Source organism: Microvirga zambiensis WSM3693, assembly GCF_016735695.1.
Taxonomy (GTDB): domain Bacteria; phylum Pseudomonadota; class Alphaproteobacteria; order Rhizobiales; family Beijerinckiaceae; genus Microvirga; species Microvirga zambiensis.
On record NZ_JAERQD010000008.1, the window covers coordinates 137,548 to 163,115 of the forward strand.

At 63.9% G+C, this 25,568-nt stretch carries 21 protein-coding genes; 13 read left to right on the forward strand and 8 right to left on the reverse strand.

The window, feature by feature from the left end; translation table 11 throughout:
* Positions 1 to 2: 2 nt before the first annotated feature.
* The 5 genes from JKL46_RS09000 to JKL46_RS09020 form a co-directional block, all read right to left on the reverse strand.
* Positions 3 to 797: an ABC transporter ATP-binding protein gene (locus JKL46_RS09000; RefSeq protein ID WP_201832039.1), complete on the reverse strand. Its 795-nt coding sequence runs from the start codon at positions 795 to 797 to the stop codon at positions 3 to 5.
* Positions 798 to 810: 13 nt separating this feature from the next.
* A complete protein-coding gene (ntrB, locus tag JKL46_RS09005) occupies positions 811 to 1,713 on the reverse strand; it encodes a nitrate ABC transporter permease (RefSeq protein WP_201832041.1) in 903 nt (300 codons plus the stop codon).
* Between the two features lie 18 nt (positions 1,714 to 1,731).
* Entirely contained in the window at positions 1,732 to 3,024 is a 1,293-nt protein-coding gene (locus JKL46_RS09010) for a CmpA/NrtA family ABC transporter substrate-binding protein (RefSeq protein ID WP_201832049.1), read from the reverse strand.
* Positions 3,025 to 3,405: 381 nt separating this feature from the next.
* The gene (locus JKL46_RS09015) at positions 3,406 to 4,680 is read right to left on the reverse strand and encodes a CmpA/NrtA family ABC transporter substrate-binding protein (RefSeq protein WP_201832050.1); all 1,275 of its coding nucleotides are present in this window, start codon (positions 4,678 to 4,680) and stop codon (positions 3,406 to 3,408) included.
* Between the two features lie 22 nt (positions 4,681 to 4,702).
* Positions 4,703 to 5,311 (reverse strand): ANTAR domain-containing response regulator, encoded by a 609-nt coding sequence (locus tag JKL46_RS09020; protein ID WP_201832052.1) that lies wholly within the window; start codon positions 5,309 to 5,311, stop codon positions 4,703 to 4,705.
* 333 nt (positions 5,312 to 5,644) lie between these two features.
* Between JKL46_RS09020 and JKL46_RS09025 the strand changes: the two genes are divergently transcribed.
* From JKL46_RS09025 to JKL46_RS09070, 10 genes are all read left to right on the forward strand, one after another.
* Entirely contained in the window at positions 5,645 to 6,421 is a 777-nt protein-coding gene (locus tag JKL46_RS09025; RefSeq protein WP_201832054.1) for a FadR/GntR family transcriptional regulator, read from the forward strand.
* Positions 6,411 to 7,469 carry an ABC transporter ATP-binding protein gene (locus JKL46_RS09030; RefSeq protein WP_201832056.1) on the forward strand — a complete coding sequence of 353 codons (1,059 nt, stop codon included), beginning with the start codon at positions 6,411 to 6,413 and terminating at the stop codon, positions 7,467 to 7,469. The genes JKL46_RS09025 and JKL46_RS09030 overlap by 11 nt, the downstream gene beginning before the upstream one ends.
* Positions 7,470 to 7,477: 8 nt before the next feature.
* A complete protein-coding gene (locus tag JKL46_RS09035; RefSeq protein ID WP_425493247.1) occupies positions 7,478 to 8,569 on the forward strand; it encodes an ABC transporter ATP-binding protein in 1,092 nt (363 codons plus the stop codon).
* Positions 8,570 to 8,611: 42 nt separating this feature from the next.
* Positions 8,612 to 10,111 (forward strand): ABC transporter substrate-binding protein, encoded by a 1,500-nt coding sequence (locus JKL46_RS09040; RefSeq protein WP_201832063.1) that lies wholly within the window; start codon positions 8,612 to 8,614, stop codon positions 10,109 to 10,111.
* A 72-nt stretch (positions 10,112 to 10,183) separates the two neighbouring features.
* Entirely contained in the window at positions 10,184 to 11,131 is a 948-nt protein-coding gene (locus JKL46_RS09045) for an ABC transporter permease (RefSeq protein ID WP_201832064.1), read from the forward strand.
* Positions 11,128 to 12,003, forward strand: a complete 876-nt coding sequence (locus JKL46_RS09050; RefSeq protein ID WP_201832065.1) for an ABC transporter permease — start codon at positions 11,128 to 11,130, stop codon at positions 12,001 to 12,003. The genes JKL46_RS09045 and JKL46_RS09050 overlap by 4 nt, the downstream gene beginning before the upstream one ends.
* 27 nt (positions 12,004 to 12,030) lie before the next feature.
* Positions 12,031 to 13,824 (forward strand): gamma-glutamyltransferase family protein, encoded by a 1,794-nt coding sequence (locus JKL46_RS09055; RefSeq protein WP_201832066.1) that lies wholly within the window; start codon positions 12,031 to 12,033, stop codon positions 13,822 to 13,824.
* Between the two features lie 10 nt (positions 13,825 to 13,834).
* On the forward strand, positions 13,835 to 14,560 hold the full coding sequence (locus JKL46_RS09060; protein ID WP_201832067.1) for a DUF1028 domain-containing protein: 726 nt from the start codon (positions 13,835 to 13,837) through the stop codon (positions 14,558 to 14,560).
* 267 nt (positions 14,561 to 14,827) lie between these two features.
* Positions 14,828 to 15,679, forward strand: a complete 852-nt coding sequence (locus JKL46_RS09065; protein ID WP_201832068.1) for a sulfite exporter TauE/SafE family protein — start codon at positions 14,828 to 14,830, stop codon at positions 15,677 to 15,679.
* 47 nt (positions 15,680 to 15,726) lie between these two features.
* Positions 15,727 to 16,188: an opioid growth factor receptor-related protein gene (locus JKL46_RS09070; RefSeq protein ID WP_201832069.1), complete on the forward strand. Its 462-nt coding sequence runs from the start codon at positions 15,727 to 15,729 to the stop codon at positions 16,186 to 16,188.
* A 1-nt stretch (position 16,189) separates the two neighbouring features.
* Here JKL46_RS09070 and JKL46_RS09075 read toward each other — a convergent pair whose 3' ends face one another.
* From JKL46_RS09075 to JKL46_RS09085, 3 genes are all read right to left on the reverse strand, one after another.
* A complete protein-coding gene (locus JKL46_RS09075; RefSeq protein WP_201832145.1) occupies positions 16,190 to 17,902 on the reverse strand; it encodes an ABC transporter ATP-binding protein in 1,713 nt (570 codons plus the stop codon).
* Positions 17,903 to 17,968: 66 nt separating this feature from the next.
* Positions 17,969 to 18,769 carry an ATP-binding cassette domain-containing protein gene (locus JKL46_RS09080; protein WP_201832071.1) on the reverse strand — a complete coding sequence of 267 codons (801 nt, stop codon included), beginning with the start codon at positions 18,767 to 18,769 and terminating at the stop codon, positions 17,969 to 17,971.
* A 50-nt stretch (positions 18,770 to 18,819) separates the two neighbouring features.
* Positions 18,820 to 21,000 (reverse strand): TonB-dependent siderophore receptor, encoded by a 2,181-nt coding sequence (locus tag JKL46_RS09085; protein ID WP_246529214.1) that lies wholly within the window; start codon positions 20,998 to 21,000, stop codon positions 18,820 to 18,822.
* A 615-nt stretch (positions 21,001 to 21,615) separates the two neighbouring features.
* On the opposite strand from JKL46_RS09085, the gene JKL46_RS09090 reads away from it, so the two are divergent.
* From JKL46_RS09090 to JKL46_RS09100, 3 genes are read left to right on the forward strand one after another with little or no spacing between them, the layout of a single operon-like run.
* A complete protein-coding gene (locus tag JKL46_RS09090) occupies positions 21,616 to 22,491 on the forward strand; it encodes an iron-siderophore ABC transporter substrate-binding protein (RefSeq protein WP_246529215.1) in 876 nt (291 codons plus the stop codon).
* Positions 22,484 to 24,451 carry a Fe(3+)-hydroxamate ABC transporter permease FhuB gene (fhuB, locus tag JKL46_RS09095; protein WP_201832078.1) on the forward strand — a complete coding sequence of 656 codons (1,968 nt, stop codon included), beginning with the start codon at positions 22,484 to 22,486 and terminating at the stop codon, positions 24,449 to 24,451. The genes JKL46_RS09090 and fhuB overlap by 8 nt, the downstream gene beginning before the upstream one ends.
* 29 nt (positions 24,452 to 24,480) lie before the next feature.
* Positions 24,481 to 25,563, forward strand: coding sequence for a siderophore-interacting protein (locus JKL46_RS09100; protein ID WP_201832080.1), 1,083 nt, complete (start codon positions 24,481 to 24,483; stop codon positions 25,561 to 25,563).
* Positions 25,564 to 25,568 lie beyond the last annotated feature (5 nt).

The following is a 25,568-nucleotide window of genomic DNA, read 5'->3' on the forward strand; positions in this document are numbered from 1 at the left end:
CCTTACGCTGCGAGTGTCGGAGCCCGGTGGCGTGCATAGAGAAACTCCAGCACGGCGGCACGGGCATCGTTGTAGGTGGAATTGCCGACCAGCTCGAGGCGCCTGCGCGGGCGCTCGAGGGCGACATGCATGTCCTCGCCGATGGTGGCGGCGGGCCCGTTCGTCATCATGACGATGCGATCGGAGAGGAGGACCGCCTCGTCCACGTCGTGGGTGATCATGATGATGGTGTTGCCGAGGCGGCTGTGGATCTCCATGACCTGATCCTGAAGGTGGGCGCGGGTGAGCGCGTCGAGGGCGCCGAAGGGCTCGTCGAGCAGCAGGATCTTGGGCTCCATCGCCAGAGCCCGCGCGATGCCGACGCGCTGCTTCATGCCGCCGGAAATCTCATGCGGCCGCTTGTTCTCCGCATGGGCCATGTGAACGAGTTCGAGGTTGTGCCGCGTCCAGTCGCGACGCTCCGCCTTCGACTTCCTGCCGCGAAAGACCTTGTTGACCGCAAGCTCCACGTTTTCGCGCACGGTCAGCCAGGGCAGGAGCGAGTGGTTCTGGAAAACGACCGCGCGGTCCGGCCCCGGCCCTTCCACCGCCCTGCCCTCCAGGAGCACGCCGCCCTGGCTCGGCGGCAGGAGGCCTGCCACGATGTTGAGCACCGTGGACTTACCGCAGCCGGAATGGCCGATGATCGAGACGTATTCGCCCTTTTCGATGGAGAGGTTCACGTCCCGCAGCACTTCCGTCGTTGCGCCTGCGCGCTGGAAGGAGATGCCGACGTGGTCGATCTTGAGATAGGCCATGGTGCCGTCCTCCCTATTGCGCAGCGGTGCCGCGGGTGAGCAGATGGCCGATGGCGGCGATGGAGCGGTCGAGCAGGAAGCCGACGACACCCACATAGACCAGGGCCACGATGATGTCGGAGATGAGCGACGAGTTCCACGCATCCCAGATGAAGAAGCCGATGCCGACGCCGCCGATCAGCATCTCCGCCGCGACGATGGCCAGCCAGGACAGGCCGATGCCGATGCGAAGGCCGGTGAACATGTGCGGCACGGTCGCCGGCACCATGATGCGGGTGAAGAACTCGATGGGCGACAGGCGCAGGACCTTGGCGACGTTGCGATAATCCTGCGGGATATTGCGGATGCCGACCGAGGTGTTGATCAGGATCGGCCACACGCTCGTGATGAAGATCACGAAGATCGCCGAGGGCTGGCCGTCGCGGAAAGCCGCCAGCGAGAGCGGCAGCCAGGCGAGCGGCGGGATCGTGCGCAGCACCTGGAACACCGGGTCGAGACCGCGCATGGCGAGCGTCGACTGTCCGAGCAGCACACCGAACCCGATGCCGACGATGGCGGCGAGGATATAGCCGTAGCCGACGCGGATAAGGGAGGCCGATACGTGCCAGAAAAGGCCCTGATCGATACCGTTTCCGACCTTGAACGGGTCGACGATGATCTCCCAGCTGTCGTCGATCACCTTGAGCGGGCTCGGCAGCGCCGAGGTCGGGCTCGACGCCAGCATCTGCCAGAGCAGCAGCAGGAGGGCGATGGTCAGAACCGGCGGCGCGACCTGCGTGGCGACGCTGGTTCCAAGCCGAACGACTCGGGAGAGAACGCTGACGGGCTTCGGCACGAGCGGATGCAGCGCGGTCTGCCGGGTTGGCGCTGGAATCTTGGGATTCGGGAGGGCGAGGACGCGGGCGGAATGAACCATGAGCCTGTTCTCCGACAATTACGCGATGCGCTTGATGGGCAGGCTGGCGAGATAGGTCTGCGGATTGTCCGGATCGAACACCTTGCCGTCGAAGAAGGTCTCCTTGCCGCGGCTGTCGCTCGCCGGGATGTCGCTTGCGGCGACGCCCAGGGTCTTGGCCGCCTCGCGCCAGAGATCGGCGCGGTTGACCTTGTCGACGAGCGCCTTGGCGTCGGTGTTCGTCTCGAACTTGCCCCAGCGGATGTTCTCGGTGATGAACCAGAGGTCGTGCGACTTGAACGGGAAGGAGGCATGGTCGCGCCAGAACTTCATGATTCCGGGCGAGTCCTTCACGACCTTGCCGTCGATGCCGTAATCGTATTCGCCCTTCTGGCGCGGCAGGATGTCGGTGACGGGCACGTTGAACCAGGCGCGGGTGCCGACGATCTTGCACATCTCCTCGCGGTTCTCGAGCTTGTCGCACCAGGCCTGCGCCTCCATCACGGCCATCAGCAGCGCCTTCGCCGCCTTCGGATGCTTGTCGACCCAGGCGGCGCGAAGCCCCAGTGCCTTCTCGGGGTGCTTGTTCCAGATCTCGTAGGTGTTGGCGGCGGTGTATCCGAGCTTCTGGTTGATGAGCTGCGCATTCCAAGGCTCGCCGACGCAGAACGCATCCATGGTGCCGACCTTCATGTTGGCGACCATCTGCGGCGGCGGCACCACGATGGTGGACACGTCCTTGTCGGGATCGATGCCGCCGGAAGCGAGCCAGTAGCGGATCCAGAGATCGTGCGTGCCGCCGGGGAACGTCATCGCGACCTTCGGATCGCCGCCGGCGGCGCGCTTCTTCGCGAAAGCGTCCTTGAGAGGCGATGAATCGAGGCCGAGCTTCAAGCCGTTATATTCGGCGGCGACGGAGATCGCCTGCGCGTCTAGGTTCAAGCGCGCGAGAATATACATCGGCGTCGGCACGCTGCCCTGAGTCACCTTTCCGGTCGAGATCAGGTAGGGCATCGGCGTCAGGATATGCGCGCCGTCGATGCCATTCGCCTCAGAGCCGAGCACGAGATTATCGCGTGTCGCGCCCCAGGAGGCCTGCTTCAGCACCTCCGCATCCGGCAAGCCATGCTTGGCGAAGAAGCCCTTTTCCTTGGCGACGATCAGAGCCGCCGCATCGGTGAGTGCAATGTAGCCGAGTTTGACCGTCTTCGTTTCGGGCTCAGCACTCTGCGCGAATGCACCGCCGGGAAAGGCCGACTTCACGGCGGCGAGCGTCAAGGCGGCGCTGGCACCGCGGAGCGCGTCTCGACGAGTGATCTTCGGTGTCTGCATCGTGCTTCCCCTGTTCCTGTCGTCGCGCTTTCGCGGACGAGACCGGTTGAAACCTGGTCGGGCGGATCCGCCCGGAGCGCAGCGCTCGAACAGACACGGATCACCCGTTGCCGGACCATGCGGTCCGGCCTGAAACGCAAAAAACGCCGCGAGATGAACTGAATGCCGCACATGAGCGGAAACAGCTGATCCAGCGACGTCGTTGTCGGGAACGCCTCTTCAGAGAGGCAACGGCCCGTCATCGTTGACCGGCCTGTCGTTCGAGAGTGGCGCAGACCTCCTTGTCCGATCCGTCTCTCACTTAGAAAAGGTATAGACTGCCTATATTCTGCTCAAGGTCATAATTTGTGCACTGCGCCTTACTTGTGTGCGCTGCAATGCCTATTCGTCGACCGCGGCATTTGCTGCCGCCCGGATCGAGAATCCGTCCACATAGTCCTGAATATCGTCGGGTGAGAAGCTGCGGCCGTCGATGAATGTCTCGTCCAAACCCTCGACCTTGCTGTCGTGGAGCGGTACGGACGCGCCTGAACTCGCCAGGATCCGTCGATAGAGATCGGGGCGGTATGCAGCCTTCACCTGTGCAAGGCCGGCTTCGCTGTAGGCAACCTGGCCCCATCGCACCATCTGGCTGTAGATCCAGAGCGCCTGACTGATCCACGGGAAGTTCGCGCTCTGCCCGGAGAACCGCAGGTAGTTTTCCACGTGCCGCACGCGCCCGTCCGGATCGACGGTGAGCTGTCCGGAAAACAGCTGCAGGATCAGGCCCGACGGAACGCCGAGATAGGCGGGAGCGGACATCATGTCCGCCAGCGCGGCATGGTTCTCGCGGGCATCGCACCAGCGCGCCGCCGCATCGAGCGCCACGACGAGACGCGACAGAGTCTCGGGGTTTTCATCGGCCCATTCCGGACTGACGCCGAGCACCTTCTCGGGCGCCGACGGCCAGATATCGGCCTTGGTCGCCACCATGCGCCCGATGCCCTTCTCGACGGCGATGATGTTCCAGGGAGCGTTGACGCAAAAGCCATCGATGGCCCGTGCGGTCATCGCATCCACCGTGAGGGGCGGCGGCACGACCGTCATGGTGACATCGGTGTCGGGATTGATGCCGGCTGCCGCGAGCCAGAACCGGAACTCGTAATTGTGCGAGGAGAACGGATAGGTCATGGCAAAGACAAGGGGCTTCTTCCCGGCCTGCCGCCTGTGCTCGACCACCTGCTTCAGGGCCAGCGCGTTCGCAAGCGCTCCTTCCGAGCCGTCGAGCCCCGCCAAAGCCTGCATCTCGCGATAGAGATCGAGCGAGAGCGTGATCGCGTTGCCGCCGCGCCCGAGGGCGAAGGGCGTGAAGCATGGATAGGGATTGGAGCCGAGATGAAGCTGCGACGCCACCGGCATCGGGCTCAGCATGTGCGCGACGTCGAACTGGCGAAAGGCCAGCCGGTCGCGGATATTGGACCACGATACGTCCTTCATCAGCTGCAGGCGGATGCCTTCGCGTTCGGCAAAGCCCTGCTCGGCGGCGGCCACGAGCACCGCCATGTCGACGAGCGGAATGAATCCGACGCGCACCAGGCGCTCCGGAGCCCGGCGCCCCTTTGTCGTCGACGGCGTATCGTCCACGGACCCCGCCCGGCTCACGGGATCCCCGCTCATATCCGTTATTCCCCACACGTCCTTACTTCTCCAGAAGGGAAGCGGCCGTCACCACGCTCTGCGCAATATCGACCAGCTTCCGTTTCTCGTTCATGGCGGTCTGGCGGAGAAGCGCGTAGGCCTCCTCCTCCGAGAGCTGCCGCGTTCTCATGAGGATGCCCTTCGCGCGCTCGACGATCTTGCGGGAGGCCAGCTCGCTTCTGGCTTCCAGCAATTCGCGCTGCAGGCGGTCGAAGGCGTTGAACCGGCTCACCGCCATGTCGACGATCGCCTTCACCCGTTCCTTGCGCAGGCCGTCGACCACATAAGCCGACACGCCCGCCTCGACCGCCGCCTGGATCATCGATCCGTCCGAGCGGTCCACGAACATCGCAACCGGGCGCGAGACGAGCTTCGAGACCTGGAACATCTGTTCCAGCACGTCCCGGCTCGGGTTCTCGATGCCGATGATGATCACGTCCGGGTCGATGGTGCTCAGGCGCCGGAGCATGTTGGTCATCGTCTCGATGACCTCCACGTCCAGGATCCCGGCCTCCCTCAATCCGTCGACGAGGATCGCCGCCCTGATGCCGTTTTCCTCGATGATCGCAACGCGAAGAGGCCGCTGACCGGATTGGCTGTCTTTGGACAAGGTCTTGAAAGCTCTCACTGCTCTAGAGGTCCAGGGCTCTGCATGGAGAAGCAAGTTTCGGGCCAAATAATCCGCCTTCGCGGCCACCGATTGGGCAGGCAGTCTGCTGCGTAAATTTTAGGCAACAGTCCTTCGGCTGGCAAAGCGCGGCGGCAGTCAATTCGGCCCGACTGGTCAAGGATTTGACAGGGGATGACTACCGAACCACCAGCGAACCAGTTGCAAATTGGTTCGCAATTGGGCTAGCTTCCTTTCGCCAACGACCTCGACACTGCAAGAAGAGGTCGCGAAAGGCGCTTCATCAGCAACATTGGTTCGCAGCACTTGGATTTCATGTCCGATCCCGATCCATTGACGGATAGCTCCAACCTCGCCCTCGGGCGTCTGCGGGCTCTTCTGGACGACAGCTCGTTCGACGCCGGGCAGCGGCTGCCGCCCGAGCGCGAGCTGGCGACCCGGATCGGTATCGGCCGGCGTGCCCTGCGGCGGGCGCTGGAGGTGATGGAGGCGGAAGGCCGGATCTGGCGGCAGCAGGGCAAAGGCACCTTCCTCGGCTCTCGCCCCGCCCACACCCCGACCGATCTGGCGGACCTGACGAAGCGCACCCACCCGCTCGAGGTGATGGATGTGCGGCTGGAAATCGAACCGGCCCTCGCCCGGCTCGCCGCCATGCGCGCCTCGAACGGCGATATCGAGCGCCTCCTGCTCCTGGCGGAAAAGACAGCGGCAACGTCCGATGCCGACGGACGCGAGCTCTGGGACAGTGCCCTGCACCGCACCATCGCGGAAGCGGCAGGCAATTCCCTTCTGCTTGCGATCTTCGATATCGTCGACCGTATCCGGCAGGACACGACCTGGCGCCTCCTGCGCGAGCGGGCGCGTTCGGGCGAGCGCCAGCAGATCTATGTGGAGCAGCACCGCCGCGTCATCGCCGCCATCGCTCAGCGTGAGGCCCATGCGGCGGAACAGGCGATGCGCGAGCATCTCGAACTCGTGCGGGACGGCCTTCTCACGGTCATGACCAGCCCCCTGCCCGACAGCATCGACAGAGCCGTTCCACCGGAACCCGTGACAACAAATAACAAGGATAGACTTCGCCATGGGACGTGAGGCGGCACGCCAGCCGACAACTGAGATTCACGATCTGAGCAAAGCCTCACCGGTCGCGGAGAAGCCGCTGCTCAGCGTCCAGGGACTGTCGGTCCGCTTCGACGGCGCGCCGAAGGGCATCAACGTCGTCGACGACGTGTCGTTCTCCGTGAGCAAGGGCAAGACGCTCTGCATCGTCGGCGAATCCGGCTGCGGCAAGAGCGTGACCTCGCTTGCGCTCATGGGTCTTCTGCCGACGCCGCCGGCGCGGATCGTGGCAGGCTCGGCTCACTTCGACGGCAGGGACCTGCTGACGCTCACCGAACGCGACCGCGCGGACCTTCGCGGCGACCGGTTGGCCATGATCTTCCAGGAGCCCATGACCTCGCTCAACCCGGCCTTCACCATCGGCGACCAGATCGCCGAGGGCATTGCGCGGCACCGCAAGGTCTCGAAGGCCGAGGCCTGGGAGCGGGCGCTCGACATGTTGAAGAAGGTGCGCATTCCGGCGCCTGAGAAGCGTCTGCGCGCCTATCCGCATGAAATGTCGGGCGGCATGCGCCAGCGCGTCATGATCGCCATGGCGCTCGCCAACGACCCGCAGCTCCTGATCGCCGACGAGCCGACGACCGCGCTCGATGTCACAATCCAGGCGCAAATTCTCATGCTCATCCGCCGTCTCCAGGAAGAGACCGGCACGGCGATGATCCTCATCACCCACGATCTCGGCGTGGTCGCCGAAGTCGCCGACGAAGTAGCGGTGATGTATGCCGGCCGTGTGGTGGAGAGCGGCCCGGTCGAAGCCATCTTCGAGGATCCGCAGCACCCCTACACCATCGGCCTCATGGGCTCCGTCCCCTCGCTCGGCCGCCGGCAGGGTCGTCTCGCCACGATCCGCGGCACGGTTCCTCCGGCAGAGCTGATGCCGAAGGGGTGCCGCTTCACGCCGCGCTGCCCGTTCTCCGACGCTCATTGCGCGAACGATCCGCCGCCGCTTGCCGAGATCAAACCGGGCCATAAGGCGCGGTGCTGGTACGCCCCTCTCGAACTTCACCGTGGAGCCGCGTGATGAGCGTGATGCCAGCAAACGACATCATCCTCGAAGGCGTCGACCTGAAGAAGCATTTCGGCGGTGGCGGGCTTCTGTCCTCTCCGACGATCGTACGGGCGGTCGATGGAGTGTCCCTCGGGGTCAACCGCGGTGAGACCTTCGCCGTCGTCGGCGAATCCGGCTGCGGCAAGTCCACCCTGGGCCGGCTGCTGCTGCGGCTCATCGAGCCGACCGGCGGCGACGTGCGCTATGAAGGCCGCTCGATCCTGTCGCTCAACAAGAACGAGCTGCGCAGGCTGCGCCGTGAATTGCAGATCATCTTCCAGGACCCCTACGCGTCGCTCAATCCGCGCATGAATGTGGGCGACATCATCGCCGAGCCGATCTGGCTGCACAATCTCGCATCCGGACGGGAGAAGCGCGAGCGCGTGGCGGATCTCATGCGGACCGTCGGCCTTCTTCCGACGCATTCCGACCGGTATCCGCACGAGTTCTCCGGCGGCCAGCGCCAGCGCATCGGCATCGCCAGGGCGCTGGCGGGCGACCCAAAGCTGATCATCGGCGACGAGCCGGTCTCTGCCCTCGACGTGTCGATCCAGGCGCAGATCATCAACCTGCTCGAGGATCTCAAGGACCGCTTTGGCCTCACCCTCGTGATCGTGGCACACGATCTTGCCGTCATCCGCCACATGAGCGACCGCGTCGCCGTCATGTATCTGGGCGAGATCGTTGAACTGTCCGATACGGACGCGCTGTTCGACAACCCGCTGCATCCCTATACGCAGGCGCTGCTTGCGGCGATTCCCGTTCCGAGCCCATCGAACCGCCAGCCGAAGGCGCTGCTGCAGGGCGACGTGCCGAGCCCGGCCGCTCCGCCCTCCGGCTGCCGCTTCCACACCCGCTGCCCCCATGCGCGTGCGCTCTGCAAGGAACAGCACCCTGGGCTGGAGACGGCGCCTGACGGGCGTCAGGTAGCCTGCCATTTCTGGCGCGAGATCCAGGGAGCGGGAGCCGGTTCCATCAGCGCTCCGCCCCCAAGCGCGGCGCTCGCCAAGCGCCTGGCGCTCTACCGAACTTGGCGCGAACGGCAGGATAAGCCCGTCGCGACGAGCCCCTGAACTCAGAGGACGATACCCAGAGGAAGATTGGAGGACTACGAAATGAAGAAGAGACTGCTCCTTGCTGCGGCTGCCGGACTCATGATGAGCACCGCGGCCTCGGCGCAAACCCTGCGCATCGGTCTGAACGAAGACCCGGATGTGCTCGATCCGCACCGCGCCCGCACCTTCGTCGGCCGCATCGTGTTCACCTCGCTGTGCAACAAGCTCGTCGACATCACTCCCGACCTGAAGTTCACGCCCGAACTCGCCACCGAGTGGAGCTGGGCCGACGACGGCAAGTCGCTGACCTTCAAGCTGCGCCCGGGCGTCACGTTCCACGACGGCGAGAAGATGGATGCCGCCGCGGTGAAGGCCAATCTCGACCGCGCCCGCACCCTGCCGGATTCGTTGCGCAAGAGCGAGCTGACATCGGTCGCTAGCGTCGACGTGGTCGACGACCTGACGGTGAAGGTCAATCTCACGCAGCCGGACGCGACCCTGCTGTCGCAGCTCTCCGACCGCGCCGGCATGATCATGTCGCCCAAGGCCATGGCCTCCGCCGATTTCGGCCAGAAGCCGGTCTGCTCCGGCCCCTACAAGTTCGTCGAGCGTGTGCAGAACGACCGCATCGTGCTCGAGCGCTTCAAGGAGCACTGGGACGCGAAGAACTTCAACTTCGACCGCATCGTCTTCCAGCCCATTCCGGACACGACCGTTCGCCTCGCGAACGTCAAATCGGGCAACCTCGACATGCTCGAGCGCCTCGCTCCGAGCGACGTTCCCGCCGCGAAGAGCGACACCAACCTGGTCTTCGCGCCCGTCACGGGCATCGGTTATCAGGGCATCACCATCAACACCAACAACGGCGACAAGGCGAAGACGCCGCTCGGCCAGGACAAGCGCGTTCGTCAGGCGCTCGAGCTGTCCATCGACCGCGATGTGATCAACGAGGTGGTGGGCGCCGGCATCTACCCGCCGGCCGGCCAGCCTTTCCCGGCTGCGAGCCCCTATAACAATCCGAAATTCGCCGCCAACAAGCGCGACGTGGCAAAGGCCAAGCAGCTCCTGAAGGAAGCAGGCGCCGAGAAGGTGAAGTTCGAGATCACCTTCGGCACCAGCACCACGACCCAGCAGATCGCCGAGATCATCCAGGCCATGGCGGCCGAGGCGGGCTTCGAGATCACGCTGCGGCCGACCGAGTTCGCCGCCATGCAGAAGGAGGCGCAGGCCGGCAACTTCCAGGCCAACATCATCGGATGGTCGGGCCGCGTCGATCCCGACGGCAACATCCATGCCTTCGCAACCTGCAAGGGCGCCCTCAATGACGGTCGCTACTGCAACGCGGACGTGGACAAGCTGCTGAACGAGGCCCGCAGCACCAACGACGAGGCCAAGCGCAAGCAGCTCTACGATTCTGCGCAGGAAATCCTGAAGCAGGACCTGCCGATCATCTACACCTACTACCAGCCCTGGCCCTTCGTCCTTTCGAAGAAAATGCAGGGCTTCAAGCCCTATCCGGACGGCATGATCCGCCTGAAGGGCGTGAAGTTCGCTTCCTAAGAAAACCAAGTACCGCGTGCCCGGCGACTTTCGCCGGGCACGCCCTCTCCTCGATACGGGTTCCATGAGCTGATGCTGCGCTACATCGGACGACGAATACTGATTGCCATTCCGACGCTGATCATCGTGTCGCTTCTGGTCTTCGCCCTGCAGAAGCTTCTGCCCGGCGATCCGGTGCTGACCATGGCGGGCGAGGAGCGCGACCCGCAGGTTCTTGCCTATCTGCGTGAGAAGTACCGCCTGGACGATCCGATTCCGGTTCAGTATTTCGCCTGGATCGGCTCGGCACTGACCGGCAATCTCGGCATATCGCTTCGCACCGACATCCCGGTGCTCGATCTCATTCTCAGCAAGCTGCCCGTGACCATCGAACTGGCCATCATGGCCATGATCGTCGCGCTTGCCATCGGCATTCCCACCGGCATCGTCTCGGCGGTGAAAAAGGGAACGGCCGTCGACTACACTGCCAACGTGATCGCCCTCTCGGGCCTGTCGATTCCCAATTTTTGGCTCGGCATCATGCTCATCATGCTGGTATCGGTCCGCTGGGGTCTCCTTCCCGCCTCCGGTTACGTGCCGCCGACGGAAGACCTGTGGCTGAACATCAAGACCATGCTCATGCCGGCTTTCGTGCTCGGCACGGGTCTGGCAGCGAGCCTGATGCGCCACACCCGCAGCGCCATGCTCGGCGTGATGCGCTCGGACTATATCCGCACCGCCCGCGCCAAGGGCCTCCTGTCGCGCAAGGTCATCCTGAAGCATGCCCTGCGCAACGCGCTCATTCCTATCGTGACGCTGTCCACGCTGCTCTTCGGCGAGCTTCTCGCCGGCGCGGTGCTCACCGAGCAGATCTTCACCATCCCGGGATTCGGCAAGCTCATCGTGGATGCGGTGTTCAACCGTGACTATGCCGTGGTGCAGGGCGTCGTGCTCTGCACGGCCGTTGGGTTCATCTTCATGAACCTCGTGGCCGACGTGCTCTACGTCCTCGTCAATCCCCGTCTGAGGAACGCGTCATGACCGCCACAGCCATTGTCGCCGATGAGGTCGCCCTGCCGAAGAAGCGCAGCCGCGTCCTCGCGAAATTCCTGAAGAACAAGAGCGCCGTGCTTGGCGCCGCCATCGTCCTGTTCTTCGTTCTCGTCGCTCTCATCGGCCCTTACTTCGCGCCCTACGATCCGATCAAGCCGAGCTTCACCGCAATCCGCAAGGCGCCCTCGGCCCTGTTCTGGTTTGGCACCGACGAACTCGGGCGTGATCTTTTCTCCCGCATGCTCTGGGGCGCACGCGCCTCCATCATGGCGGGCGTGGTCTCGGTCACTATCGCCATCGTGCTCGGCGTGCCGTTCGGCCTCGTGGCCGGCTATTTCGGCGGCTGGATCGATGCCGCGATCTCCCGCGCCACGGATGCCATGCTGGCGATCCCGTTCCTCATCTTCGCCATTGCGCTGGCGGCCTTCCTGGGCCCCAGCCTCACCAATGCGATGATCGCCATCGGTCTCTCCGCCATGCCGATCTTCATCCGCCTCACCCGCGGCCAGGTGCTGACGGTGAAGGCGGAGGATTATGTCGAGGGTGCGCGGGCCATCGGCCTGCCGGATTTCTGGATCATGCTGCGCTACGTTCTGCCGAACGTGCTGCCGCCGATCCTAGTGCAAGGCACCCTTACCATCGCAGCCGCAATCATCGCCGAGGCGAGCCTGTCCTTCCTCGGCCTCGGCCAGCAGCCGCCGAACCCGTCCTGGGGTTCCATGCTGAACACGGCCAAGAACTTCATGGATCAGGCGCCTTGGATGTCGATCTTCCCGGGCTCCGCGATTTTCCTGATCGTGCTCGGCTTCAACCTCCTCGGCGACGGCCTGCGCGACGCGCTCGATCCTCGCGAACAGTAATTACACGCCAAAACTGGAAACAGATTCATGTTTACGACACGGCCCGAGATCCTCGGCACCTTCGGCATCGTCACCTCGACCCATTGGCTCGCCACCGCGGCGGGCATGGCGATGCTGGAAAAAGGCGGCAATGCCTTCGACGCCTGCGTCGCTTCCGGCTTCGTGCTGCAGGTGGTCGAACCGCATCTGGTCGGCCCGTCCGGCGAGGTTCCGGCCGTCTTCTATTCGGCCAAAACCAGGAAGGTGGAAGTGCTCTGCGGCCAGGGCACCGCGCCGAAGGGCGCCACCATCGCACATTACAAGAGCGAAGGCCTCAAGCTGATCCCCGGCAACGGCATGCTCGCCACCGTCGTGCCCGGCGCCTTCGATGCCTGGATGCTGCTTCTGCGCGACCACGGCCTGCTCTCCCTGAGAGAGGTGCTGGAGCCCGCCATCTACTATGCCGAGCACGGCCACCCGCTGCTGCCGCGCGTGTCGGACACGATCAAGGGCCTGAAGGAATTCTTCGAAACCGAATGGCCGACCTCCGCATCCGTGTTCCTGCCCGGTGGCGAGGTGCCGAAGCCCCGTCAGCTCTTCCGCAACCCGCAGCTCGCCGATACCTGGAAGCGCGTCATCCGCGAGGCGGAGGCGAAGGGCAGCGACCGCGAGGCGCAGATCGAGGGCGCGCGCAACGCCTTCTACAAGGGCTTCGTTGCGGAGGCCATCGACGCCTTCGTGCGCAAGACCGAGGCCATGGACCAGAGCGGTTCGCGCCACCGCGGCGTGCTGACCGGCGACGACATGGCGAAGTGGCAGGCGACCTACGACGCGCCGCAGACCTACGAGTATCATAACTACCGCGTGAACAAGATCAGGCCCTGGGGCCAGGGCCCCGTGTTCCTGCAGACGCTGGCGCTCCTGAAAGGCTTCGATCTCGCGGCCATGGGCCCGACGAGCGGCCAGTTCGTCCACACGGTGGTCGAAGCCATGAAGCTCGCCTTCGCCGACCGCGAGGCCTATTACGGCGATACGGACTTCATCGACGTGCCGATGAAGACCCTGCTCTCGGATGCCTATAACGACGAGCGCCGCAAGCTCATCACCGAAAAGGCATCGCGCGAGCTGCGCCCCGGCCGCGTCGAGGGCTACGAGGATCAGGTGGAGCGCACCCTGAAGGCTTTGCGCGATCTCTCGACCACCGACAAGAAGGTTTCGGGCGGCGAGCCGACGCTTGCCTCCATGCGCTCGGCGCGCCGCGGCGACACGGTCCATATCGACGCGGTCGACCGCTTCGGCAACATGATCGCGGCGATGCCGTCGGGCGGCTGGCTGCAATCCTCGCCCGTCATTCCGGAGCTCGGCTTCATGCTCAACTCGCGGGCGCAGATGTTCTGGCTCGAGGAGAACCTGCCTGCGAGCCTCGCGCCGGGCAAGCGCCCGCGCACGACGCTCACGCCGACCTTGGCGGAGAAGGATGGCGAGCCCTACATGGTCTTCGGTTCGCCCGGCGGCGACCAGCAGGAGCAATGGCAGCTGCTGCTCTTCCTGCGCCATGCCCATCATGGCCTGAACCTGCAGGAAGCCATCGATCAGCCGATGTCGCACACGGCGCATTTCCCCTCCTCGTTCTATCCGCGCGAGCAGAAGCCGGGGCATCTGATGGCCGAGGAAACCTACGGCGCCGAGGTGCTCGACGATCTGCGCGCCCGCGGCCACGAGGTCGAGGTTGCACCGGCCTGGACGGTCGGCCGTCTGGTGGCGGCAAGCCGTGACAAGGACGGGCTGCTGCATGGCGCGGCGACCCCGCGCCTGATGCAGGCTTACGCGGCCGGGCGCTGAGGAGGATGGCATGACCTGGTCGATCATCGCCAAGGATCCTAGCACCGGCGCCTTCGGCGTCGCGGTCACCACCAAGTTCTTCGCCGTGGGCGCGCTCTGCCCCCACGGCGCGGCGCGCATCGGTGCGCTCGCCACCCAGGCGCTCGTCAATCCGCTCTACGGCACGGACGGCATCAGGTTCCTGGCCGAGGGGCGCAGCGCCGAGGAGATCGTTGCGGTGCTCATTGCCGGCGATCCCGGCAGGGACTCGCGCCAGCTCCATGTGATCGACCGGGACGGCCGCACGGCCGCCCATACGGGACGCGACTGCATCGACTGGTGCGGCCATCTCACGGATGAAGGCGTGTCCGTTGCCGGCAATATGCTGGCGGGGCCTGCGGTGATCCAGGCGACCCTCGACACTTATAAGCGTCGCTCGGATCTGCCCTTCGCCGACCGCCTCATGTCGGCGCTCGATGCGGGACAGGCCGAGGGCGGCGACAAGCGCGGCAAGCAATCCGCGGCGATCAAGATCTGGCGCGACGAGCCCTACCCCATCCTTGATCTGCGCGTGGACGATCATCCCGAGCCGCTCGAGGAGCTGCACCGGCTCTACGGCGTCGCCCATGAGCGCTTCCTGGCTTTCATGGACGCGATGGCGACGAGGGCCAATCCGGGCGGCATCACCGACCGGTCCTGGATCGACCAGAGAGCGCGCGAATACCAGGAGCGGCTTGCCGGCAGCGCCTCTGTGTAGGGCTGCCCTGCAGCAGGTAGTGGCACGCCGTCATTCCGGGACCGCGCAGCGGAACCCGGAACCCATAAACGCTCACGAGACAGAAGAGGGCTGAATGCTCACCGCCTTATTCTACAGCGTTAGCGGTTATAGGTTCCGGGCTCGCCTGCGGCGACCCGGAATGACGGAGCGGAAGCAAAACTGAATCACTGCCCTGCAGCAAGCCCCCTTGCCGCAGGATCCAAAAGATCCTACGGCCCCTTGCTGACGATTGATGGATTTTTTTCGATGTTTGGCATCCCCCTGTTCGATCTGGCCTGGCTCGTGGTCGCCCTCTTGGCGGCCGGAGCGCTCACCGGCCTGCTCGCCGGCGTGTTCGGCGTCGGCGGCGGTGCCGTAGCCGTGCCGATCCTCTACGAGCTCTTCCGGATCCTCGAGGTTCCCGAGGAGGTGCGCATGCCGCTCTGCGTCGGCACATCGCTCGCCATCATCATCCCGACTTCCCTACGCTCCTTCTCCGCGCACAAGGCCAAGGGCGCCGTGGACATGACGATCCTGCGCGTCTGGGCCGTGCCGGTGGTGCTCGGTGTCGCCATCGGCAGCGTCATCGCGCGTTATGCGCCTGCGGACCTGTTCAAATGGGTCTTCGTGATCGTCGCGGGCGTCTCCGCGATCCGCCTGCTCTTCGGCAAGGACAGCTGGCGCCTCGGTCTCGACATGCCGGCAAAGCCGATCATGATCGCCTATGGCTGGCTCATCGGCATCCTCTCGGCGCTCATGGGCATCGGCGGCGGACAGCTCTCGAACCTGTTCATGACCTTCTACAACCGCCCGATCCACCAGGCGGTAGCCACCTCATCCGGCCTCGGCATCCTGATCTCGATCCCCGGAGCGCTCGGCTATATCTATGCCGGCTGGCCGCATATGGCCGATTATCCGAACGTGCTCGCCTTCCAGCCGCCGCTCGCGCTGGGCTATGTATCGCTTCTCGGCTTCGTGCTGTTCATTCCCACCAGCACCTGGATGGCGCCCGTCGGAGCCCGCCTGGCGCATCGCCTCTCCAAGCGCCGGCTCGAAGTCGCCTTCGGCATCTTCCTGCTCCTCGTCTGCGCGAGGTTTTTCGTAAGCGTCCTCACTTAGGCCATCGATGCGCCTCAGGCTGGTCAAGACAGACCGGAGGCAGCGACATGACAGCCGGACCTCTCCATGCCTATCTCGCCGGCACCGGACGTGACGGCCAAGGACGTTTTGCGAGCGACGTGCTCGGCCTCTCCGACGACAGGCTGGAAGAGGTCCACGATTATATCCAGTGGCTGTTCCCCCTGCAGACCCGCAGCGCCGCCCAGCCCCAATCCCCGGTCCTGAGTGCGGCCGAGATCGAGGCCATTCGAAATGACCCGCAGGCGCGGGAAATGTTGACGAAAGCCGCCGAACGCATGCTCCGGTTTTACGAAAGCACGCGCTGGTGGCTCACGGGCTTCGATCACAACCATCTGCGCATCACGCGGATCATCCACAGTCTGAGACTGCTGCTTGGCCCTGACGAAGCCCGACGCTTTCACGAGGCGATCCTCGCGCTTCACGACGCGGCCGGCACTCCCGTCAACGCCCGCAGCCTGGGATTCTGGGCCGAGGCGGCAGGCCGCTAGATCACCTGAACTGCGCCTCGCTCAGACGACGATAGCTTCCCTCGTGCGCCAGAAGTTCTCCGTGATTGCCCTGCTCCACGATGACACCGTGATCGATGACGGCGATCCGGTCGGCATTGACGATGGTGGCGAGGCGGTGGGCGATCACGAGCGTCGTACGCCCCTTCGACAGTTCGGCGAGAGCCTGCTGGATCGCCCTCTCGGTTTCGGTGTCGAGGGCCGAGGTGGCCTCGTCGAGGATGAGGATCGGCGGGTTCTTGAGGAAGATGCGCGCGATGGCGAGGCGCTGCTTTTGGCCGCCGGAGAGCTTCACGCCGCGCTCGCCGATGACCGTATCGAGCCCTGCCGGTAGCGATGCGATCACTTGATCGAGCCGCGCCCTGCGGGCGGCATCCACGATTTCCGCCTCCGTCGCTTCGAGCCGGCCATAGGCGATGTTCTCGCGGATCGTGCCCGCGAACAGGAAGACGTCCTGCTGCACGATGCCGATCTGATTGCGCAGCGAACGCAGCGTCATGTCCCGGATGTCGATGCCGTCGATCGTGATTGAGCCGCTGTCAACCTCGTAGAACCGGGGCAAGAGCGAGCAGATCGTGGTCTTTCCCGCGCCCGAGGGGCCGACGAAAGCCACCGTCTCGCCGGCCCGGATCTTCAGGTCGAGGCCGTTGAGCACGTCACGCCCCGGCGTATAGCCGAAGCGGACATTCCGGTACGCGATGTCGCCGTTGAGCTTGCCGACCTCCTTTGCGCCCGGGCGGTCGGCGATGTCGGGGCGGGTATCGAGGAAGGTGAGGTAACGTTTGAACCCGGCGATGCCCTTCGGATAGGTCTCGATCACCGAGTTGATCTTCTCGATGGGGCGGAAGAACACGCCGACGAGGAGCAGGAAGCCGACGAAGCCGCCCGCGGTGAGCTCGCCCTTGAGCACCAGATAGCTGCCGGCCACCATGACCACCATCTGGATCAGGCGCATGCTGAGATAGCTGAGCGAGGTCGAGGCCGCCATGATCTTGTAGGCCTCAAGCTTCGTCCTGCGATAGCTCTGATTGTCGACGGCGAAGAGACGCCGTTCATGGTCCTCGTTGGCGAAGGCCTGGACGACCCGGATGCCGCCCACATTTTCCTCGATGCGCGCATTGAAATCGCCGACCCGGCCGTAGAGCGCCTGCCAGTTGCGCGTCATGCGCCCGCCGTAGCGGGTGGTCAGCCATGCCGTGAGCGGCACTACGAGAGCCGTGATCATGGCGAGCTTCACATTGACCGTGAACATGAGAATAAAGGCGCCGAACAGCGTCATCACTGCGATGAAGAGATCTTCCGGTCCGTGGTGCGCAACCTCGCCGATCTCCTCCAGATCCTTGGTGAGCCGCGCCACCAGATGCCCCGTCTTCTGGTTGTCGAAGAAACCGAAGGAGAGCTTCTGCAGGTGATCGAAGGCCTTGCGCCGCATCTCGGTCTCGATGTTGATCCCGAGCATGTGCCCCCAATATGTCACCGTCGCCATCAGGCCGGCATTGAGCACGTAAATGACGAGCAGCAGAGCCGAGCAAACGGCGATCAGCCCCCATTGCCCGGTCGGCAGCAGGGTGTCGATGAACAGCTTGACGGCGATGGGAAAGCCGAGCTCGAGCAGGCCGGAGGCGACCGCGCAGGAAAAATCCAGCACGAACAGCCCGCGATGCGGCTGGTAATAGGCGGAAAATCGTTTGAGCAGGGAGCGCATGGCGGAACTAGGTACTGCCCGCCGCCTGAGACGGCAAGCAGGAGGTTGGGCACAGGCTCAGCGGACGAAGCTGACGGGCTGGCCGGTGACGGGATGGGGAATGACGTCCATGGCGATGCCGTAAATCGCCTCGAGGCGGCTCGAGGTCATAATCTCCTCAGGCGTCCCGCGGGCGATCAGCCGCCCCTGCTGGAGCGCAAGGATTTCGTCGCAGAAGCGCGCGGCCATGTTGACGTCATGCAGAACGACGACCACGCCGAGCCCGCGTTCCCGCGACAGACGCTGGACGAGCGCGAGAACCTCCACCTGATGGGTGATGTCGAGAGCGGAGATCGGCTCGTCGAGCAGCAGGAACTCGGCATCCTGCGCAACCAGCATGGCGAGCCACACCCTTTGCCGCTCGCCGCCCGAGAGCGTATCGACGAGGCGGTCGGCGAAGGACTCCACATCGGCGAGCGCCATCGCCTCCGCCACCTTCTCCCGGTCGGTCGCGCTGACACGACCGAGCGGTCCATGCCAGGGATACCGGCCCAGCGCCACAAGCTCCCTGACGAGCATGCCCGAGGCGGGAGGCGTCTGCTGCGGGAGATAGGCAACCCGTCTGGCGAAAGGCCTGTCGCCCCAATCGGGCAGCGCCTTTCCCTCGAAGGCAATGGTACCGCCGGTCGCAGGCTGCTGGCGCGCCAGCAGCTTGATCAGCGTCGACTTGCCGGAGCCGTTATGGCCGATCAGACCAATCACCCGCCCTGCAGGCAGGGACAGGCTGAGCGGCTGAAGCAGCGTGCGTTCCGGGATTGCAAAGCTGACATCCGTCAGGTCGAACAGGGGAGCGCTGGCAGGGCTGAGAACGATTGTCATGGTCTTCGATATAGTGATGGTGGCGTCGTCCTGAGACGGCGCCCTTCCAGTCACCATTTGTAGCTCGCCTTCAGCGTCGCGACGCGGCCAGCGCCGTAATTGCAGGTATATTGCGTGTTGCAGGACGAAACGTATTCGTTGTCGAACAGATTGTTGACGTTGAGCGCTACGGTGAAGTTGTCGCGCGTATAGCGGATGCCGGCATCGAACACGGTTGCGGCCGGCACCTTAAGGGTATTCAGGTTGTCGGCATAGGAGAAGCCGATATAGCGAACACCCGCACCGAAGCCGAGCCCTCTCAAGGGACCATCCTGAACCGTGTAGTCGAGCCATCCGGAAGCGAGGATCTCCGGCACCACGTTGGGGCGCTTGCCGATCAGCAGCGGATTGGTGTCCTTGGTGACCTCGATGTCATAGGCCGTAAAGGCGGCGATGGCCTTCAGGCCTTCGGTGATGTTGGCCTGCCCTTCGAGTTCGAAGCCGCGCGAGCGGACTTCGCCGAGTTGCACATTGAAGAAGGGATTGATCGGATCGGTCGCCAGGGTGTTCTGCCTCGTCAGGTCGAACAGCGACGCCGTGATCAATGCGTCGAACCCGGTCGGCTTGTACTTGATGCCGACTTCGTATTGTTCCCCAATCTCGGGGGCGAACGAATCTCCATTGAAAGTGGATCCGATAACGGGATTGAACGACCGGGACACGGCAACATAGGGCGTCATGCCGTTGGCGAACTCGTAGCCCAGACCGAAACGGCCGCTGAACTCTCCCGCGGTGTCGTCAAAATTGGCATTGCCGACCTTGTCGGTGCTCTCCGTCGTCACGTAGTCGTAGCGCCCATTCAGGGTCACGATCCAGCTATCATAGCGGATCTGATCCTGAGCGTAGAAGCCGACCTGGTTCATGGTCAGGTTCTGGTCGAGATACGGGACGGTCGGGCCCTGCGGCGTGCCATAGATCGGGTTGGTGGCGCTGAGCGGCGTGCCGCCGCCGGATTCCTGGATGTGATCGATGTTGTAGTACTTGTAGTCCAGGCCGAGCAGCAGCTTGTGGCTGAGCGGCCCGGTGTCGAACTTCGCTTCGGCCTGATTGTCCAGAGACGCCGTGTTCACCACTGTGTGGTGCTGGAAGCCGATGCGATAAAGGAGATTGTTCGGCCCCGTGGGTGTGGCGACCGGGAACCCGGTCACCGGATCGAGATAGCCGTAGGGATAGGGGCCGCGCTCCCTGGAATCCACATAGGCGTAGCGGAAGTTCTGCCGGATCGTCCAGATGTCGTTGAGAGCGTGCTCGAACTCGTAGCCGATCATGGTCTGATCGCGCCGATAGAGATCGATGTCAGGCTCGCTGTAATAGAAGCGGCGGTCGATACGGCCGAACGATGCCGGCACGACCGTGCCGATATAGGGCAGGAAGCCGCCGGTATGCATGAGATCCATGTGCTGGTAGGAGGCCAGCACGGTCAGCGAGGTATCGGCGGTGGGTCGGAAGGTGAAAGCAGGTGCGATCACGCCACGGAAATCGTCAGCGATCTCCGTCTCCCATCCGCCGCCGGAGACTTTTCCGGTCAGGCGGTAGGACCACATCTTGTCCTTGTCGATCGCGCCGCCGAAATCGAAGGCCGCATAGGCGTTGCCCCAGGAGTTGATCCCGGTTTCGACATAGCGCAGCGGCTCCGTCGTCGGACGCTTGCTGATGAGATTGACGAGACCGCCGATGGACGAGCCGCCATACAGAGCGGCAGACGGTCCTTTGAGCACCTCGATGCGCTCGAGGACGAACGGGTCGATGTAAAATCCGCCAAAGCCATATTGATAGAGCGGCAGATTGTTGAGGAAAACGCCTGTCTGTCCGGCATCGAAGCCGCGGATGAAGAACCAGTCTGTGTCGGAATCCAGGCCATAGGGCTGCGCGAAGACGCCGGCCGTATAACGCAGGGCTTCGTCGACCTTCTGCGCCTGACGGTCCTCGATCTCTTCGCGGCCGATAACGGAGACCGATTGCGGGATCTCCTCGATAGGCGTGTCGGTCTTCGAACCTGTCGTCGTGCGGTTGGGCACATAGCCGTTGACGGGGCCGATCCCCGATCCGCCCTGCCCTTCGACGGTCACCGTCTCAAGGGCGATCTCTCCGCTAGCAGGTTGCGTTTGAGCCCAGGCATGTCCGCTCGATGCGACCATCAAGGTGAGGGAAACGAGGCTCACGCCCATACTCAAAACATAACGACGATTCATGGTGTCCTCAGGCATCCGCCGCACGGGGCGCAGGGGCTCTACGTGCGTGCTCTATCAGCTGATCGCTGCTTGATTTTCTGAGTATGGGCTTGCCTCAGATGAGGCAAGATTTATGTTTTCAAACTACTCTAAACTACACTTTGTAATGATTATAATGAGGCGATTTTGCCTTATAATATCTGCCTTCCGAGCGTTATTCTGTAATTCATGGGCAGTTGACATATCTATCTTGGTGTCACCGGAAAGCCACTTTTCGGAGATGAGAGGCGTTGAGATGCGTGCGGCACAATGATGGTATTCGCAAAGTGCAGGGATCAGCACCGCTCTTTTGAATCTTTCCAACCTATTACGATCATAGATATTTTTTAAGATAATCATTGACGCCGATGAGTTTGCCGGTCATCACCACATCGCATTCCGGGTGTCGCTTGGGATCACTCCTGAGCGAGCTCCAAACCGGAAAGCCCGACCCACCGACGCCGCAAAGACCGCTCGACGCAAAAGTATTTTCGATTATTTTGCAAGTATTCGAAGCAAGATACCACAACAACGCAGGCCATCCCCCAAGTTAGCCATACGCCGATGCATCCCACCGATCGAAGCAATGCATTCGCTATGACCCGGCGTAGCCTCCTCGGCGCGGGGCTCAGCCTGACCTTTATCGGCAAGGCGCAAGCCGATCGATATGATCGGGTCGCCGTCGTCGACTGGGCGATGTTCGAGACGCTGCTTGCCTTGAACGTGGTGCCTGTCGCCGCGACGGAGCTCGTGCAGTTTCGAAAAATCTCCATCGAGCCGTCGGTCCCGCCGCAGGTTGCCGATCTCGGCCTTCGCGGCTCTCCGAACTTCGAGATGCTGCAGCTTGCAAATCCCGATCTGATCGTCAGCTCGCCGTGGTTTGCATGGGCGCGCGGCAATCTCGAGCGGATCGCCTCCGTTGCCTCCTACACGATCTACGAGCCGGGGCGACCTCCCTATGCCGCAGCCGAAGAGGTGACGAAGGCACTCGGCGAGCGTCTCGGCAGAGCGGAACCCGCCAGTGCTTATGTGGACGCGTCGTTGACCGAAATCGAAACGGCACGCCGAACATTGTCCGAGCGGAATGCGCGGCCGGTCTACCTGATCAATCTCGGCGATGCGCGCCATTTCCGCGCCTTCGGCGCCGACAGCATGTTCGGAGACGTGCTCACGCGTCTCGGTTTCACCAATGCCTGGTCGAAGCCGACGAGCTACGCGGCAGCGGCACCCGTTCCCCTGGAAGCATTGGCGGAAGTGCCCGAAGCATCCATCGCCATCGTCTCGCCAATTCCTTCGGATGCGCAGAGCACCCTGGCACAAAGCCCCTTGTGGCGAGCACTTCCTTCGGTGCGCGAGGGACGTGTCTCGGTGATCGCCCCGGTCAATCCCTTCGGCGCTCTTCCCGCAGCGCGTCGCTTCGCGCGGCTTCTGACGGAAGCTTTTTCCGGCAACGGGAAACCCATCCATGGTTGATGCGCTGACCCAACGCCCGTCGACCTGGGCAGGGATCCTTGCGGTCGCGATGGCGCTCGGCCTTTGTGCGTATCAGGTTTTGAACCTGCTCCCGCTGTCCGGCGCTCAGGGCTTCGATCTCAACCGCATTCTCCTGTTCAACAGCGTTCTCCCCCGCGCAGCCGTCGCCCTCCTCGCCGGTGCAGCACTCGGATTGTCGGGAGCCCTGTTGCAGCAGGTGCTGCGCAACCCCATCGCCGATCCGTCCACTCTCGGCATCGCCTCCGGCGCGCAGCTCGCCATGACAACCGCGACCTTGTTTGCGCCGGCGCTCATGGATACGTCGCGCGAGGTCGTCGCCCTGGCCGGCGGCCTCGGAGTGGTCGCCCTCCTCCTGGCTCTTGCCTGGAAGCGCGGGCTCGAGCCGGTCACGGTCGTTCTCGCAGGCATGGTCGTTTCCCTGATCGCCATGGCGTTGAGCGCGACGCTGATCCTGGCGAACGGCGAGTACATGATGTCGCTTCTGATCTGGGGCAGCGGTTCGCTGACGCAGCAGGGCTGGGACCATGTGCAGGCCATCGCGACCACGCTCGCCCTATCGCTCGTTGCAGCCTTCCTTCTGGCCAGACCGCTCGCGATCGTCAGCCTCGACGACGCGAGTGCGAAGAGCCTTGGCGTCAACCTTCTCTGGCTGCGCCTGCTCGCTCTCGCAATTGCCGTATGGCTTGCGACGACGGTCACGGCGGAGATCGGCATCATCGGCTTCATCGGCTTGGCGGCCCCGACCTTCGCGCGTCTATTCGGCGCCCGCGGGCAGAAAGACACCCTCATTGCCGCTCCTCTGATCGGAGCGGTTCTTCTCTGGCTGACGGACGGTCTCGTGCAGCTCGCAGCCGGCGGCTCCGCCGAAATGGTCCCGACGGGCGCGGCGACGGCGCTGCTCGGAGGACCGCTGCTTCTCTATCTTCTTCCGCGCCTCAGGTTTCTCCGCCGCTCCCCGGCCTCTCTGCCGCCCGCATCGGAACGGCGGATTACCCGGCCTGTCCTTCCGCTCATCACGCTTTTACTGCTTGCTCTGATTACAATCGCCCTGGCTCTCATCATCGGTCGGGGGCCAGATGGTTGGAGCCTAGCCGCCGGTTCGCTTCTCGACGCGCTTCTCCCCTTCCGCGCACCTCGCATCCTTACCGCCGCCGCAGCCGGCGCCATGCTGGCCGCCGCCGGGACGATCCTTCAGCGGATGACCGGCAATCCAATCGCGAGCCCGGAAGTGCTGGGCGTCAGCGCCGGAGCGGGTGTCGGCCTGGCGGCGCTTCTCTTCGCCCTCTCCGCACCGGGCATGGGGGAGCGCCTCTTAGGGGCGACAGCGGGCGTCGCGGTGGTCCTGGTAGCCCTCCTCGCAATCGCCCAGCGCCAGGAGGATAATTCGGAGAGGCTCCTTCTCGGAGGCCTCGCCGCCGGCGCGTTCTGCAATGCGCTGGTCAACGCCGCGATGATCACCGGCGACGCGCGCGCCTTCCAGCTTCTAGCCTGGATCAGCGGCTCGACCAGCCAAGTCGGTTGGACGGAAGCGTGGATCGTGCTCGCCGTCGCCATGGTGCTGCTCGGACTCCTGCCCCTTCTCACGCGCTGGCTGGCGGTGCTGCCGCTCGGAAGCGGGCAGGCCCGCGCGCTAGGACTGCCGCTTAGGGCAAGCCAAACGATTCTCATCCTTTTTGCAGCAGGCTTGACGGCGGCGGCCTCGCTCGTCGTCGGCCCATTGAGCCTCGTAGGGCTCGTCGCTCCGCACATGGCGCGGCTCCTCGGCTTCGGACAGGTGCGGCAGCATCTGCTCGCCTCAATCCTGATCGGCGCCGGCTTGATGACGGGTGCCGATTGGCTCTCAAGGATCGTCACCTTCCCCTATCAACTCCCCTTGGGTCTCTTCGCATCGCTCATCGGCGGACCGTATCTGGTCTGGCTCCTGCACCGAAACCGATAACGGATGCGATCTCTCTGATGGAACACGCCATGACCTCACTCCTTCGTGCCGAAGCCAGGGTTTCTCTCGCAGGCCCCGTGCAGATGATGGACAAACTCTGCGAGCATTTCATCGAGCATGGCAGCGTCGACCGCTCCAAGCGCTCAGCGCGCTTGGAGTTCGCCTATGGAACGGCATCGATGGAGGCGGATCGGGACGGCCTTTACCTTCGTGCCGAAGGATCCGATGCAACCAACCTCGCCTATGTCAAATTGAGTCTTGCCGAGCACATCCTGGCCTTTGCCGACGGCGAAACGCCGCGCATCTCATGGTCGGGTGACGGCGCTGCCGGCGCGCCGCTTCCCTATTTCCGGGAAATGCGCGTCGTGGGCGCGCAAAACATTACGCCGCGCATGCGCCGGGTCAGGCTGAAGGGAGCAGATCTCGCGCGCTTCGCCGTCGGCGGCATGCATGTGCGCTTGCTATTTCCGCCGAAGCCCGGAATTGTTCCGCAATGGCCGGTCACGGGAGAAGATGGACGGCCAGTTTGGCCGAAGGGCGAGGACCGGCCGGTCATGCGCGTCTACACGATCCGCGAGATCGACGTGGAGCGCGGCGAAATCGCTATCGACTTCGTCGTTCACGCGGGCGACGACACGCCGGGCTCCACCTGGGCACGGCAGGCTTCGCCCGGAGATATCGTCGGCGTCATGGGACCCGGTGGCGGCGAACTTCCTGAGGCTGACTGGTATCTTTTTGCTGGCGACGAGACCGCGCTTCCTGCCATCAGCCGCATCCTGGCGGAGCTGCCGGCAGAGTGCAAAGCGACAGTGCTGCTGGAGGTCGCGGATGAGACCGAGGAACAGCCGCTTCGGTCCTCCGCCGCTGTCGACATCCGCTGGATCCATCGGAAAGGCGCGCCGGCAGGAACAACGACACTTATCGAGGATGCCATCCGCGGCATAGCCCTGCCGTCGGACGAGCGCCGACGCTTCATCTGGGCCGGCTGCGAGCAGACCAGCTGCCGCTGTCTGAAGAAGCTGCTGCGCAAGGAGTGGAGGATTCCCACATCCGAGCACCAGGTCGTCGCCTATTGGCGCGCCGGCCATACGGGCGACAATGTCGACCATTGAAAAGC